The organism is Streptomyces venezuelae, from assembly GCF_008642315.1.
Classification (GTDB): domain Bacteria; phylum Actinomycetota; class Actinomycetes; order Streptomycetales; family Streptomycetaceae; genus Streptomyces; species Streptomyces venezuelae_D.
Map to the genome: position 1 here is coordinate 4,758,967 of NZ_CP029192.1, position 14,138 is coordinate 4,773,104.

At 73.6% G+C, this 14,138-nt stretch carries 9 protein-coding genes and 1 riboswitch; of the genes, 5 read left to right on the plus strand and 4 right to left on the minus strand.

All coding sequences use genetic code 11. The annotated features are described in order from the left end of the window. The first annotated feature begins 2 nt into the window (after nucleotides 1-2). A riboswitch (cyclic di-AMP (ydaO/yuaA leader) is annotated at nucleotides 3-150 on the plus strand. Nucleotides 151-161: 11 nt separating this feature from the next. Beyond that, nucleotides 162-1,229, plus strand: a complete 1,068-nt coding sequence (locus DEJ48_RS20775) for a M23 family metallopeptidase (protein ID WP_150217626.1) — start codon at nucleotides 162-164, stop codon at nucleotides 1,227-1,229. Nucleotides 1,230-1,330: 101 nt separating this feature from the next. Beyond that, complete coding sequence (locus tag DEJ48_RS20780) at nucleotides 1,331-2,275, plus strand: aldo/keto reductase (protein WP_150217627.1); 945 nt, start codon at nucleotides 1,331-1,333, stop codon at nucleotides 2,273-2,275. A gap of 17 nt (nucleotides 2,276-2,292) precedes the next feature. Here the strand turns inward: DEJ48_RS20780 and DEJ48_RS20785 are convergent, their stop codons facing one another. The 4 genes from DEJ48_RS20785 to DEJ48_RS20800 form a co-directional block, all read right to left on the minus strand. Then, a complete protein-coding gene (locus tag DEJ48_RS20785) occupies nucleotides 2,293-3,633 on the minus strand; it encodes a PrsW family intramembrane metalloprotease (RefSeq protein ID WP_150217628.1) in 1,341 nt (446 codons plus the stop codon). Nucleotides 3,634-3,676: 43 nt separating this feature from the next. Further along, complete coding sequence (gene trmB / locus DEJ48_RS20790; RefSeq protein ID WP_150217629.1) at nucleotides 3,677-4,540, minus strand: tRNA (guanosine(46)-N7)-methyltransferase TrmB; 864 nt, start codon at nucleotides 4,538-4,540, stop codon at nucleotides 3,677-3,679. A gap of 232 nt (nucleotides 4,541-4,772) precedes the next feature. Then, complete coding sequence (lhgO, locus tag DEJ48_RS20795) at nucleotides 4,773-5,969, minus strand: L-2-hydroxyglutarate oxidase (RefSeq protein WP_150221283.1); 1,197 nt, start codon at nucleotides 5,967-5,969, stop codon at nucleotides 4,773-4,775. A gap of 195 nt (nucleotides 5,970-6,164) precedes the next feature. Further along, on the minus strand, nucleotides 6,165-7,613 hold the full coding sequence (locus tag DEJ48_RS20800; RefSeq protein ID WP_150217630.1) for an MFS transporter: 1,449 nt from the start codon (nucleotides 7,611-7,613) through the stop codon (nucleotides 6,165-6,167). Nucleotides 7,614-8,415: 802 nt separating this feature from the next. Here DEJ48_RS20800 and DEJ48_RS39765 point away from each other — a divergent pair. The 3 genes from DEJ48_RS39765 (at nucleotide 8,416) to DEJ48_RS20810 (ending at nucleotide 14,095) form a co-directional block, all read left to right on the plus strand. Beyond that, the gene (locus tag DEJ48_RS39765) at nucleotides 8,416-8,574 is read left to right on the plus strand and encodes a hypothetical protein (RefSeq protein WP_190538124.1); all 159 of its coding nucleotides are present in this window, start codon (nucleotides 8,416-8,418) and stop codon (nucleotides 8,572-8,574) included. Continuing rightward, nucleotides 8,501-10,585, plus strand: coding sequence for an asparagine synthase-related protein (locus DEJ48_RS20805; RefSeq protein WP_150217631.1), 2,085 nt, complete (start codon nucleotides 8,501-8,503; stop codon nucleotides 10,583-10,585). The genes DEJ48_RS39765 and DEJ48_RS20805 overlap by 74 nt, the downstream gene beginning before the upstream one ends. Nucleotides 10,586-10,654: 69 nt before the next feature. Continuing rightward, nucleotides 10,655-14,095: an AfsR/SARP family transcriptional regulator gene (locus tag DEJ48_RS20810; protein ID WP_150217632.1), complete on the plus strand. Its 3,441-nt coding sequence runs from the start codon at nucleotides 10,655-10,657 to the stop codon at nucleotides 14,093-14,095. Nucleotides 14,096-14,138: the final 43 nt, after the last annotated feature.

Sequence of the window (14,138 nt, forward strand, 5' to 3'; positions counted from 1 at the left end):
TCCGTGCGCACGCGCCTAATCCCGCAAGGGAGCCGGGGAACCACGAACATGGGGTGAATCGGGCATCTGTGCATCCGTGCCAGGTGTTCGTAGGAGACCTTCCTGCTCCGAACCCGTCAGCTAACCCGGTAGGCGAGAAGGAAGGAAAGGAGTGCGCCCCAGTGGCGTCCAACCGGCCTGCCCCCCAAGCCGTGTACGTTCCGAATGACGACGACTTCGGTTCGTACGACGAGGGCTCCTTCGAAGAGTGGAACCCCACCGAGGAGTCCGTCCGTCCCGTCCGCGGCAGGCACCGTGTGCACAAGAAGGGTGGCGGCGGGCTCGCCCGCAGCTCCACCGTCCTCGGCGTGGGCGTCATCGCCGCCGTCGGCGCGGGCGGCATCGCCACCGCGCAGGACGGCAAGCCGCCGGTCTCCATATCGATGCCCGACCTGGGCGCGGTCGCCGACTCGCTGCCCGAGGCCAAGTCCCTGCCGGGCGTCGGCTCGTTGATGTCCGACGACGATCCCACCGACACCGTCGTCGCCGCCTCGGCCCCCCTCACCGCCGCGGGCGTCAGCACCGCCGACGCGGAGCAGGGCACCACCGACGCGGGTGAGGCCCTGCGCGCCCGCATCATGCAGCAGGCCGAGAACCAGCAGAACCAGGCGGACACCGCCGTGCGGACCGCGGCCGAGGACGCCGCCGTCAAGAAGGCCGCCGAGGAGGCCGCCGCACAGCAGCGGGCCGCCGAGAAGGAGGCCGACGCCAAGGCCGCCGCCAAGAAGAAGAAGGAGGAGGAGGCCCGGAAGGCGAAGGCCGAGGCCGCGCGCCTGGCCAAGCTCGCCAAGAGCTACACCATTCCCACCTCCTCGTACACCCTCACCTCGCACTTCGGCGACGCCGGCTCCATGTGGTCCTCCGGCCACCACACCGGCCTCGACTTCGCGGCGCCCACGGGCACCCCGCTGAAGGCCGTGCACACCGGCACCGTCAAGGAGGCCGGCTGGGCGGGCGCGTACGGCTACCGCACGGTCCTCGAACTCGAGGACGGCACGGAGATCTGGTACTGCCACCAGTCGTCGCTCAACGTCAGCGCCGGCCAGAAGGTCTCCACGGGCGACGTCATCGGCCGCGTCGGCGCGACCGGCAACGTCACCGGACCGCACCTCCACATGGAGGTCCACACGCCGGACGGCACGGGCATCGACCCGCTCGGCTGGCTGCAGGGCAAGGGCCTCAACCCCTGATCGTGCTTCCGCGCGGGCCCCGGCCGCCGATTGAATGGCGCCTGCACGGATGAATGGGGCCTGCACGGAATTCCGTTTCCGATGGGGGCGTTGAGGAGCGTATGACTTCTCTTCGCCCACTCGGCTCCTCCGACCTCGAGGTCTTCCCGCTCTCCCTCGGCGGCAACGTCTTCGGCTGGACCGCGGACCGGGCGGCGTCCTTCGCCGTCCTCGACGCCTACACCGCGGCAGGCGGCAACTTCATCGACACCGCCGACGCGTACACGGCCTGGATCGAGGGCAACAAGGGCGGCGAGTCCGAGACCCTCATCGGCGAGTGGCTCGCCGAGCGAGGCAACCGCTCCGACGTCCTCGTGGCCACGAAGGTCGGCGCCCACCCCGACTACAAGGGCCTGTCCGCCGCCACCATCAAGGGCGCCGCCGACGCCTCCCTGCAGCGCCTCGGCACGGACTACATCGACCTCTACTACACCCACTTCGACGACACGTCGGTGCCCGTGGAGGAGATCATCGGCGCGCTCGACGAGCTGGTGCGGGCCGGCAAGGTGCGCGCCATCGCCGCCTCCAACATCTCCCCCGAGCGGCTCCAGGAGTCCCTCGACCTCTCCGACCGCGAGGGCCTCGCGCGGTACGTGGCGCTGCAACCGCACTACAACCTCGTCTCCCGCGACACCTACGAGGGCCCCCTCCAGGAAGTCGCCTCGCGCTCCGGGCTTGCGGCCGTCCCCTACTTCGGGCTCGCGGCGGGCTACCTCACCGGCAAGTACCGGGCGGGCGCGCCCGTCGAGGGCGCGCGCAGCTCGCGGGTCGAGGCGTACGTGGGGACGGAGCGGGGCGACCGTGTCCTCGCCGCCCTCGACGAGATCGCCCAGGCGCATGACGCGCAGGTCCCGACCGTGGCCCTCGCCTGGCTCGCGGCGCAGCCCACCGTGGCGGCGCCGATCGCTTCCGCGCGGACGGTGGAGCAGCTGCCCGCGCTCCTCGCGGTGGGGGAGCTGGAGCTGACGGAGGCGGAGCTCGCGGCGCTGAACGCGGCGTCGGCGTAAGAGGCGTCGGGGCGGCCCTAGGGGCGGTAGGGGTTGTACGTGGCCGGGTAGCCGTAGGCCGGGTGGGGCTGCGGGGGCCAGCCGTGCACCCCTGGTGCCCCGGGCGCCCCGTACATCCCGTACGGCATCGGGGGCATGACCGGCGCCGTCGCCTGTGCCGCGTAGGCGAGGGCGGGGCGGGCCGGTTCGCGGCGCTCCCACAGCTTCTCGAGGAGCTCCCGCTCGCGTACGACGAAGTCGGCACCGGCCCGTCCGCGGCGGCCGCGGTGGCGCAGGAACGCGAGGGACGTCGCGTACATCTGGTACTCCGCGACCGTGCGGGCCGCGGGCTTTCCCCAGGTGTACGCGGCGTAGTCGCGGGCCAGTGAGCGGGCGCGCATCGAGCCCAGCGCGAACGGTTCGGGCGGTGTGAGCCAGCCCGCCGCCGCGTACACGGGCAGCACCTCGCGGATCGTGCGCAGCTCGCGCTGGCGGGTCCAGATGGCCAGCCAGGTCAGCAGGCCGAACGCCGGGAGCATGAAGAGGGCGTACACGGTGAAGAACCCGAACTGCCCGAAGACCGCGGAGCCGTTCCACAGGGCGTGCATGCCCATCGCGAGGAGCAGCCCGGTGAGCGGGAGCAGCACGCGGCGCACCATCTGCCGCTCGGCCGAGAGCGCGGCGATCCCGAAGCCGATGCCGGTCAGGACGGTGAAGAGGGGGTGCGCGAACGGCGACATGACGACGCGCACGAAGAAGGTCGCGGCGGTCACGGAGGCGAGGCCGCTCTCGCGGCTGAGCTGGTCGGTGACGAAGGCGTTGCCCAGGTAGAGGATGTTCTCGGTGAACGCGAACCCGGTCGCGGTCACCCCCGCTATGACGACGCCGTCGACGATCCCGGTGAAGTCGCGTCTGCGGAAGAGGAAGACGAGGAGCACGGCGGCGGCCTTCGCGCTCTCCTCGACGATCGGGGCTATGACGGTCGCGCCGATGTTGTCCGCGCTGCCGGGGTCGGCGGTGGCGGTCGCTATCCAGCGGATCGCGAAGCTGTTCGCCACGATCGCGACGAGCGCGGCCGCGCAGGCGCCCCAGGAGAAGGAGAAGAGGAGGTTCCGCCACGGGCCCGGTGCCACGCGGTCCAGCCAGCGGAACGCGGCGACGAGGAGCGGTACGGGGACGGTCGCGAGGCCGAGCCCGACGAGGAAGCCCTCGGTGCCGGTCTGCTCCCTCACCAGGGCGAGGATCACCAGGCCCGACAGGGTGAGCAGGGTGACGAGCGCGGCGACGCGTATCGCGCGCCGCTGCCACCAGCGGACACGGAGGAGCTCCCTCGGGGCGGGTGCCTCGGGGGGTATCGGATACGAAGAACCGGTGGCCACGGGGTCGACCCTAACGAGGGTTGGGGGTGGCCGCGACGGTGCCTCAGTCCTGGGCGGTCGCCGTGGCGGGGGCGACGCGTCGGAACAGCAGGTCGTGGACGACGTGGCCCTTGTCCAGGCCCTGGCCCTCGAAGCGGGTGCGGGGGCGGAAGTCGGGGCGCGGCGCGTATCCGCCGTCGGCCTGCGTGTTCTCGAAGTCGGGGTGCTCGGTGAGCACCTCGAGCATCTGCTCGGCGTACGGCTCCCAGTCGGTCGCGCAGTGCAGCAGCGCGCCGGGCTTGAGGGAGGGCGCGGCGAGGTTGAGGAACTCGGGCTGGATGAGGCGCCGCTTGTGGTGGCGGGCCTTGGGCCAGGGGTCGGGAAAGTAGACGCGCAGCCCGGCAAGACACTCGGCCGGCAGCATCTCCCGCAGCAGAATGATCGCGTCCCCGTTGGCGACGCGGACGTTGTCGAGGCCGGCGCGCTCGGCGAGGCCGAGGAGGTTGCCCTGGCCCGGGGTGTGCACGTCGACGGCGAGGATGCCGGTGTCCGGGTCGGCGGCGGCCATCTGGGCGGTGGCCTCACCCATGCCGAAACCGATCTCCAGGACGACGGGCAGGTCGGGGCGCGGCCCCTGCTCGTCGCCGAACAGCTCGGCGAGGTCGAGGGTGCGGAGCCCGTCGATGTCCAGCCCCCACGTGGGCCACAGCCGCCGCAGGGCGTCCCCCTGGCTGGTGGTCACCCGGCTCCGCCGGGGCTGGAAACTACGGATCCGCCGCTCGTGGTGCGACCCCGCGGGATCGGGCGAGGGGCCCCCGGGAAACCGAGGAGCCGCCGTGACCCGCCCCCCACCGCGCGGCGGTTCAGAGGCGTCGGTCCGGCCGGGACGACCGTCGGGAGCATCGGCGTTACGAGATGAGTCAGACACAGTGCCCCAATTTTACGCGCTGAGCCGCGGGGCGGGGGGCGTGAGGTGGACGACCTAGGGGCGCGGTGAACCGCGCGACCAGCCGAGACGGACCCGCACCCGGGAACGGGGCCGGTGGCGGGCCTCGCTGAGGGGTACGGGACTGAACGGCGGGCGCGAGGCGGACTACCTAGGGGCGCGGGAAACTGCGCGACCAGCCCACACGGACCCGCACCCGGGACGGAACAGGCCCTCAGTTCCCCTCCGCATCCCGCAACGCGGAAACCGCCCGCCGGGCAACCTCCCTGCCGATCGGCAGAGACGCCGTCGCGGCCGGCGAGGGCGCGTTCAGAACGTGCACCGCCCGCGCCCCCTCCCGTATGAGGAAGTCGTCGACCAACGTCCCGTCCCGAAGCACCGCCTGCGCCCGCACCCCCGCAGGCGCAGCCACGAGATCATCGGCCCGCACGGCGGGCAACAACCTCCGCACCGCCTCGGTGAACGCGGACTTGGACGCGGACCGCCGCAGCTCCCCCGCCCCGTACCGCCAGTGCCGCCGCGCCATGTGCCAGGACCCGGGCCACCCGATCGTCCCGGCGAGCTCACGGGGCCGGACGACCGACCACCCGTACCCCTCCCGCGCCAGCGCCGGCACCGCGTTCGGCCCCACGTGGACGCCGCCGTCGATGCCCCGCGTGAGGTGGACGCCGAGGAAGGGGAACGCCGGATCGGGCACGGGATAGACGAGGCCCCGCACCAGCTCGGGCCTGGCCAGCTCGAAGTACTCCCCCCGGAACGGCACGATCCGCATCTCGGGGTCGTCCCCGGTGAGCCGCGCGATCCCGTCGCAGTGCAGCCCCGCGCAGTTCACGAGGACCTTGCCGCGCACGACGGCCCCGTCGGCGGTGAGGACGGCGACGCCCCGGTCGGCGCGGCGGTCGATCCGGACGACCTCGCCCCGGACGCCGTACCGGATCTCCGCCCCGGACGCCTCGGCCAGGCGCGCGGCCACCGTGCCGTAGTCACACGTCCCGGTCGTGCCGACGTGGATCGCGGCGAGTCCGCGGACCTCCGGTTCGTACTCGGTGATCTGCGCGGGCCCCAGCTCGCGCACCGGAATGCCGTTCTCCCTGCCGCGCTGGACCAGCGCGTGCAGCCGCGGCAGCTCGTCCCGCTCCGTGGCGACGATGAGCTTGCCGGTGACCTCGTGCGCGACGCCGTACTCCGCGCAGAACTTGACCATCTCGGCGGCGCCACGGACCGCGTACCGCGCCTTGAGGGAGCCCGGGCGGTAGTAGATCCCGCTGTGGATCACGCCGCTGTTGCGGCCCGTCTGGTGCCGGGCGGGGCCCGCCTCCTTCTCCAGAACCGTGACCCGCGTGCCGGGAGTGGTGCGCGTGAGGGCATACGCCGTCGCGAGCCCGACGATCCCGCCGCCGATCACCAGCATGTCGCAGTCGTACGCGACCTTCTTCACCGCGCCTCACCTCCCACCACAGATACTGCCCTGCGCCACTGACAACGCCGCCAAACCTCGGACGCCGGATCCTTGCCGCCCCGTAACCGACGCCCACCCAAGGGTTCACCCACGACCGGGCGGCCGTGACCGGCGCGAGCGCGACCGGGTACCAGGTCGGCGCAGGGACTACGCCGGAGCCATCAGCAGAGGCCGCGCCCGCTCCCGCAGCTCGACCACCCGCGGCTCGTCCCCGTACGGCTCCAGCCGGTGCAGCAGATCCTTCACGTACTCCGTGGTCCGCGCGGACGAGATCCGCCCGGCGACCTCAAGGGCACGCGTCCCCTGCTCGCACGCCGCGTCGAGGTTCCCGGACTCCAGCTCGGCGACGGCCGACACCACGAGCCGCAGGCCGTGCGAGCGCACGAACTCCTCCGTGGGGCGGGACAGCGCCTGCTCCGTGAAGCGCCGCACCTGCCGCGGCGCCTTCAGGTCGCGGTAGCACTCGGCGGCGTCGGCGGCGAAGCGGTCGTAGGAGTAGAAGCCGAGCCACGACGGGTCGTTGTCACCGTCACGGGCCCGCTCCAGCCAGCCCTCGGCGGCCCGCAGCGCCGCCCCCGCGGCCTGCGCGTCGTTGGCACGCGCGTGTGCCCGTGCCTCGACGAGGCGGAAGAAGCTCATCGTGCGCGCGGTCGCAAGACCCCTGTTCCGTTCCAGCGCGGCCTGCGCGAGGTCGACTCCCTCGTCCCCGAAGCCGCGGTAGGTCGCCTGGAGGGACATGGACGCCAATACGTACCCCCCGAGGGGGACGTCCGCCGCCGCGCGCGCGAGCCGCAGCGCCTGGATGTAGTAGCGCTGGGCGGCCTCCTGCTGGCCCGTGTCGAAGGCCATCCAGCCGGCCAGGCGCGTCAGCTCGGCGGAGGCTCCGAAGAGGGCACGTCCGACCTCGTCGGAGTACGAGCCGAGCAGCAGCGGCGCCGCCTCCACCCGCAGACACTCGGGGACCATCGAGGAGCGCCAGTCGCCGCCGCCGTACTTGGAGTCCCAGCGGCGCGCGTCCTCGGCCGCCTCCCGCAGCTTCAGTACGTCGCTGTGGCCGACCTTCATCGGCGCGCCGCCGTCGTCGGCGTGCACGGGGTCGCGGGGCACCTCGCGCGTGACGTCACGCGCGACGGAGCTGTCCGCTGGGGTTATCAGCCAGCGTGAGGCGGGCGTCGCGTAGGCACTGACGGCGAAGGAGCCGGCCAGGGACTGCCAGATCCCGCCGCCGCCCGCTCGCCGGCCCGCCAGATCGAGGCGGTACAGCTCGGTCGCGGACTTCACCGCCGCCCCCACGTCGCGCGGGAAGGCGAGGCCCACCTCCGGAGCGGGGTCGGCGTCCGCGAGGCCGATCTCGTGCAGCGGCACCGGGCGGCCGAGCTTCTGCCCGATGGCCGCCGCGATCAGGTGCGGGGCGGCGCCCTGCGGCACCATGCCCTTGGACACCCATCGGGCCACCGACGTCTTGTCGTAACGGAGCGTCAACCCGCGTTGGGCGCCGAGGTCGTTGACCCGGCGCGCGAGTCCCGCATTGCTGATTCCCGCGAGGGCGAGAACGGTGCCGAGCTTTTCGTTCGGCCCGCGTTGCTCCCTGGACATGCGCCACCCCTCGACACAGACGGCTGCCGGGCAGCGGCTGGACCGCACACGGCATTCGTGCCGTGTTCCCCGGGGGCGGTGGCCGGAAAGTCGGCCGCAAGCGCGTTTGGCCGATCCTCCAGGTATATGCCTCCGCGAAAACAACAGCACACACAGCGTAGTTCGCCGCATCCCAAGCGTTAAGAGCCCCAGTTCCGGATGGCGAGATTGTTGTCCGTACGTAGGTGCCTCGGCGGCGATGCGTGCTCCCGTCGTGTGGCCGTGCGCCCGTGCGTGCGCTCTTCTCCGGCCATGGCGGGAGGACTTCCATTGGCGATGCGTGGGTCGGCCCGCTGCGCTGGAGTCAGTGGGCTGGGGGACACCGCCGCCTCCATCCCCGCGGGCGGCGGACCGGTCCGGGAGGCGAACACCGCCTCCCGGGCTGTGTGTTGCCTTCGAACGGTTCCCTTCCGGGGCCGCGCCAGGCCGATTTGGCCGAAAACCACCCGTGTACAGAATCCGGCATAACGCCCATGACGGCGGTGTGCGCATGTGTCCGAGCGCGGTGTGCGCGTGCGTTCGGGTACGGCGTACGCCTGCTCCCGGGTGCGGCGCAGGCGTGCGCCTGTGACGGCTGAACGTGCCGAGCGCACAAGCCCGCACACCCCCTGTGCGCGGGCCCCGCACGAGCACCCGGGCGCTCCCCGGAAGTCTCACCAAGAAGCAGGGCACCGTTCTGCCCTCAACTACCGCTCACCTGGGGCGCATTCCAGGGGGCGCAAGCCGTCCCGTAGCCCTTCCCGCACGCCTCCTTCGTGGCAGCATGGGACCCCAGTTCTTCGGTGTACTGGTCGGCCGTGCCCGGCGGCGCTTCGCCGACGGCCCGTCCACAGCCTGTGGAGGCAGCGATGCGGTGGTTGGTGGGGTGGAGCAGTACCGCCGCGAGATCCTCGACGGTGGGCTCGGCCGGGGCCACCGGTGAGGACGGCCGGACCGTCCATCCCGTGGGTTCCCAACTCCTGTGGGGCGACCCGGATCCGCTCTGGGCGGTCGGCGACTGGCGGGCCGACGAAGTACGGACAGTGACGGCCGACGAGCAGACCCGCATCGCCGTCCTCGGCACCTGCGGAGCCTCCGACGAGGAACTCAGGGTCGGCCTCCTCGCCGCACGCGGCGGCGCCCTGCGCCACCTGACCGCATGGTCCGGCAGCTACACGGCGGTCGTCCAGGTCGGCCGCCGCGTCATGGTCGCCGGCGACCTCGCGGGCGCCCGCCCCGTCTTCTACACCCCCTGGGCCGACGGCACGGCCTACGGAACCGCAGCCCTGCCGCTCGCCGACCTCATCGAGGCCCACCTGGACATCGGCCACCTCGCGGCGCTGCTCGCCGCCCCCGACGTACCCGAGGCCCTGCACGACTCCACTCCGTACCAGGGCGTGCGGCGCGTGCCCCCGGGGCACGCGCTGATCCTGCGCGCGGGCGCACGGGAGATCGCCGGGTACGAACCGGTGGCCTCGCTGGCCGTCGCCGCGGCCCCCACCGACCCCGACAGCGCGGTCGACGGCGTCCGCGAGGCCCTCGTCGACGCGGTACGCGCCCGCCTCACCGCCCCCCGCCACGTACCCGGCACCGACATGGACCCCGGCCCGGTGCCCGGCATGGGCCCCGCCGAACGGCGCGCGGCCCGCGGCATGCCGGTGCCCGGCATCGGAGCCGACCTCTCCGGAGGACCCGCCTCGGGAACCCTCGCCCTCCTCGCGGCCGGACTGCCCGGGATGCCCGGCACGGTGCTCGGCCACGGCACCGGAGCGGGGGAGCGGCTGCTCGCCGTCACCTTCAACGACCTGGTCGTCAACGGCAGGGAGGCCGAACTGGAGCGGGCCGGCGCCATCGCCGCCAACCCGCGCCTGCACCACGTGGTCGTCGCGGCGGGCGAGGACGCGCTGCCCTACGCCGACCTGGACGGACCCCTCACGGACGAGCCGAGCGCCGTCCTGGTGGCCGCCCAACGCCACCGCGCCCGGCTCTCGTCGGGCAGCGCCGACCACTTCACCGGCTACGGCGCCCGGCAGGTCCTAGACGCCCACCCGGCCCGCCTCGCCGACCTCCTGATGGACCGCAAACGACGCCACATGGTGCGCCCCGTGGCGGCGCTTGCGAAGGCCGACGGCTCGGTGCTGGTCCCCGCGCGCGTGTACGGCGCCGCCCGCAAGCTCGCCCGCATGCCGCACCGCGCGGGCGTCGACTCGCTCGCCGAGCGCCTGTTGCAGCGCCGCTTCGACGAACCCGGCGGAGCCGTGGGCGCGTCACTCGCCGCCCTCGCGTGGGCCAGGCCCGGCCCCGCCGCACGCTGGCTGACCGGCGAGGCCCTCGCTGAAGTATCGGTTCGCCTGCATGACACCACCATGCGTCCCGGCGGGCCGGGACAGCGGCCCGGCGAGTTCCGCGCGCGGGCGGCCCTCGCCCGGCACGCCGCGGACCTGCGCGTCCTGGAACAGGCGGCCGAGGTGCGCTTCCAGCGCCTGCACGCGCCCTTCCTGGACAACCAGGTCGTCCGCGCCTGCCGGGCGCTCCCCGAAGCCCTGCGCGTACAACCCGGGGCGCGGGCCTCGATCCTGCGCACCGTCCTCGAAGGCGCCGGGGTCGCCGAACTGCCCTCCGGCTGGGGCGCCCCCTCCCACGCCTCGAACGCGGCGGCCGCCCGCACCGGGCTGCGCATGGCGGTCGACGACCTCATCGCCCTCTTCGACACCCCGCTGCTCGCCCAGGCAGGCCTGGTCGAGGCCCGCGTGGTCCGCAAGGCCCTGCGCTCGGCCGCCGAAGGGGAACCGCTCCCGCTGGACGGCCTGGCCGACCTGGTCTCCACCGAGCTGTGGCTGCGGCGACTCCTGTCGCGAAGAGGAACGTGCTGGACGGGGACTCCAGCACGGCAACGAGCTGTTCCCACGGGGAGTGTGGTTCCGCAAAGGGGAGCCCTAGGAGCGGGGCGCTGACGGGCCCGGCGACGCGCGCCTCGAAAGAAAGCACGCGCCCTCGTGCACCCGGGCGGGGAGAATGACGAGGTGCGGTACCGAATCCTGGGCGCCACCGAGGCGTACGACGACCAAGGCGCCCCTCTGTCCGTAGGGGGCCAGCGGCTGCGTGCCCTGCTCGCCGCCCTCGCGCTCCAGGCGAACCGCACGGCGACCGTCGGCGCGCTCATCGAAGAGGTCTGGGCGGGAGAGCCGCCGGCCGACGCCCCCGCCGCGCTCCAGGCCCTGGTGGGCCGCCTGCGCCGGGCCATCGGCAAGGACGCCGTCGTGTCCGCACCCGGCGGCTACCGCCTGGCCGTGCCCCCCGACGACGTCGACCTGTACCGCTTCGAGCGCCTCGCGCGCGAGGGAAGGGCGGCCCTGGACGGCGGCGACCCGGCCCTCGCCGCCCGCACCCTGCGCGACGCGCTCGCCCTGTGGCGCGGCCCCGCCCTCGCCGACCTGTCCGACCGCGCCGCCGCGGCGCGCCCCGAGGCACAGCGCGCGGAGGCCGTCCGTACCCGCATCGAGGCGGACCTCGCCCTCGGCCGCGCCCCCGACGTCGTACCGGAACTGCGCGAGCTGACCTCCTCCCAGCCGTACGACGAGGCACTGCGCGCCCTGCTCATCCGCGCCCTGCGCGACTCCGGCCGCGGAGCCGACGCCCTCGCCGCCTACGAAGAAGCCCGCCGCGCCCTCGCCGACGGCCTCGGCACCGACCCGGGCCCGGAACTGCGCGCGCTGCACGCCGCATTGCTCGCGGGCCCGGACCTGCCCCGGCAGGAACCGGCGAGTCGGGGACAGCGGCAGGCGAGCCACGGACGGCAGGACGCGAGTCGGGGGCAACGGCAGGCGAGTCAGGGACAGACGTACGCGAATCAGGGACAGTCACACCCGAGTCAGGGGCAGACGTACGCGAGTCAGGGACCCCGGCACGCCGACCACAGTCAGCAGCAGGCCCAAGCAGAGCCGGCACATCGACCGCCGCTGGACCAACAGCAGCCGCAACCCCAGCGGGCGGGACGCACCGACCCGAACGGCAACATCCGCACCCGCCTGACCTCGTTCGTCGGCCGGGAACCCGAACTCGACGCCATCCGTTCAGACTTGCTAGGAGCCCGCCTCGTCACCCTCACCGGACCGGGCGGCTCCGGCAAGACCCGCCTCGCCGAGGAAGCCGCCGCCGGGCATCCGCAGGCATGGCTGGCCGAGCTCGCCCCGCTCGACCACCCCGAGGCGGTGCCCGGCGCTGTCGTCAGCGCGCTCGACCTGCGCGAGACCGTCCTGATGACCAGCGAACTGACCACCTCGCAGGACGACCCGGTCGCCCTGCTCGTCGAGTACTGCGCACCGCGCAGCCTGCTCCTGCTCCTTGACAACTGCGAACACGTGATCGGCGCCGCCGCCGAGCTCGCCGAGACCCTCCTCACGCACTGCCCGGGTCTCACCATCCTCGCCACCAGCCGCGAACCCCTGGGCGTGCCGGGCGAAGCGGTCCGCCCCGTGGAGCCGCTCCCGCCCGACCCGGCACACCGCCTGTTCACCGAGCGGGCCGTCGCGGTGCGGCCCGGCTTCGACCCGGAGGCGGACGCCGAGGCCGTCGCCGAGATCTGCCGCCGTCTCGACGGACTGCCGCTCGCCATCGAACTGGCCGCCGCCCGCCTGCGGCTGCTCACCCCGCGCCAGATCGCCGACCGCCTCGACGACCGCTTCCGTCTCCTGACCAGCGGAAGCCGCACGGCCCTGCCCCGCCAGCAGACCCTGCGGGCCGTCGTCGACTGGTCGTGGGAGCTCCTCGACGAGGCCGAGCGGGCCGTGCTGCGCGAGGCGTCCGTCTTCGCGGGCAGCTGGGACCTCCCCGCCGCGGAGGCCGTGTGCACCGCGCCCGCCACCGACCTCATCGGCGCACTCGTCGACAAGTCCCTGGTGGTCGCCGTCCCCTCCGCGAGCCCCGGCGGCGGCATGCGCTACCGCCTCCTGGAGACCATCCACGAGTACGCGACCGAGCGCGCCACCGAGACCCCCGACCTGCTCGCCGCGGCGGAGGCCCGCCACGCGGGGTACTTCCGGGAACTCGTCGCCCGCGCCGAGCCCCTGCTCCGCTCCGCGGAGCAACTCCCGTGGATCAGCCGCCTGGAGACGGACCTCGACAACATCCGGGCCGCACTGCAGCGCACCGCCGAGGCCGGTGACGCGGCGGGCGCCATCGACATGGCGCTGAACACGGGATGGTTCTGGTGGCTGCGCAACTACCGCAGGGAGGGCGCCGACTGGATGGCCCGCGTGCTGGAACTCGCGCCGCCCGGCCTCCCCGCCGAGGACGACCCCCTCTACTGGCCGTGGATGCGGCTCAAGCTGCTGCACCTGTGCCTGGTCGCGGAGTCCAGGCCCGCGGACTCGCCGGCCCACCACGAGGAGTGGACCGACTCGGCGCTCGTGGAGGGGCTGCGCGCCGCCTTCTCGCAGCCCCTGCCCGAGACCGCGCGCTTCCCCGGGCTGCTCTGGCCGTTCACCATCTTCTTCACCGGCGGTACCCACGAGGACGCGCTGGTCCCGCTGAACCGGACGGTCGAGAACTGCCGTCGCCACGGCGAGGACTGGGACCTCGGCGTCATCCTCATGTTCCGCACGCACATGGCCGTCGACATGCCGGGCAACCTCTCCGGCGTCGACGAGGACCTGGCGGAGCTGCGGGAGCTGAGCCGCCGGGTCGGCGACCGCTGGATGCGCGCCCAGGTGTGCAGTGCGGCGGGCGAGGCGGCCATGGCCCGCAGCAACCACGAAGAGGCCCGCGTCGAGTACGAGGAAGCGCTGCGCCTCGCCTATGAAGTGGGGGCGTTCGCCGAGTCCTCGTTCCTGCTCGCCCGGCTCGCCGAGGTCGCCTACCGCGAGGGCGACCGGGACGTGGCGACGAAGGTGCTCGACGAGGCACGCCGGGAGGCCGATCGGTACGGGGTGACGGACTCACGCGCCTTCGTACGGCTCCTCGGGGCGCTGATCGCCCTGGACGAGGGGGACATCGACACGGCCCGCGCGCTGTGCGAGGCATCGCGGGCCGAGTCCGAGTACGGCACGCCGCCCCCGCAGTTCAGCGTCGCCCTGAGCGCCATGGAGTCCCGTGTCGTCGCGGCCGAGTCCGGTCCCGCCACGGGACTGCCCATCATCACCGGCGCTGTGCGCGAAGCGGTGGAGACCCGGTGCTCCGAGGTGATCGTCGCGTCGCTGGTGGACGGCTCCGCGGCGCTGCTGAGCGACCTCGGCGAGCACACGCGCGCGGCCCGCGTCCTCGCCGCCGGCACCACCCTGCGCAACGGCAACGTGCGGCCCCACCCGGAGGACGCGCAGGCGGACCGCGTGGAACGCGCGGCCCTGACGGCGCTCGGCCCGGCCGCGTACGAGCGGGAGCGTGCCGCGGGCGGCGCGCTGACGACGGACGAGGTGCTCGCGGAGCTGGAGCTCGCGGTAGGGGCCGTCGGAGACGCGAGCACCTAGGGCCCGTGTCGGAAGTCCCGCCTGCCCCGCGGGCGGACGACGG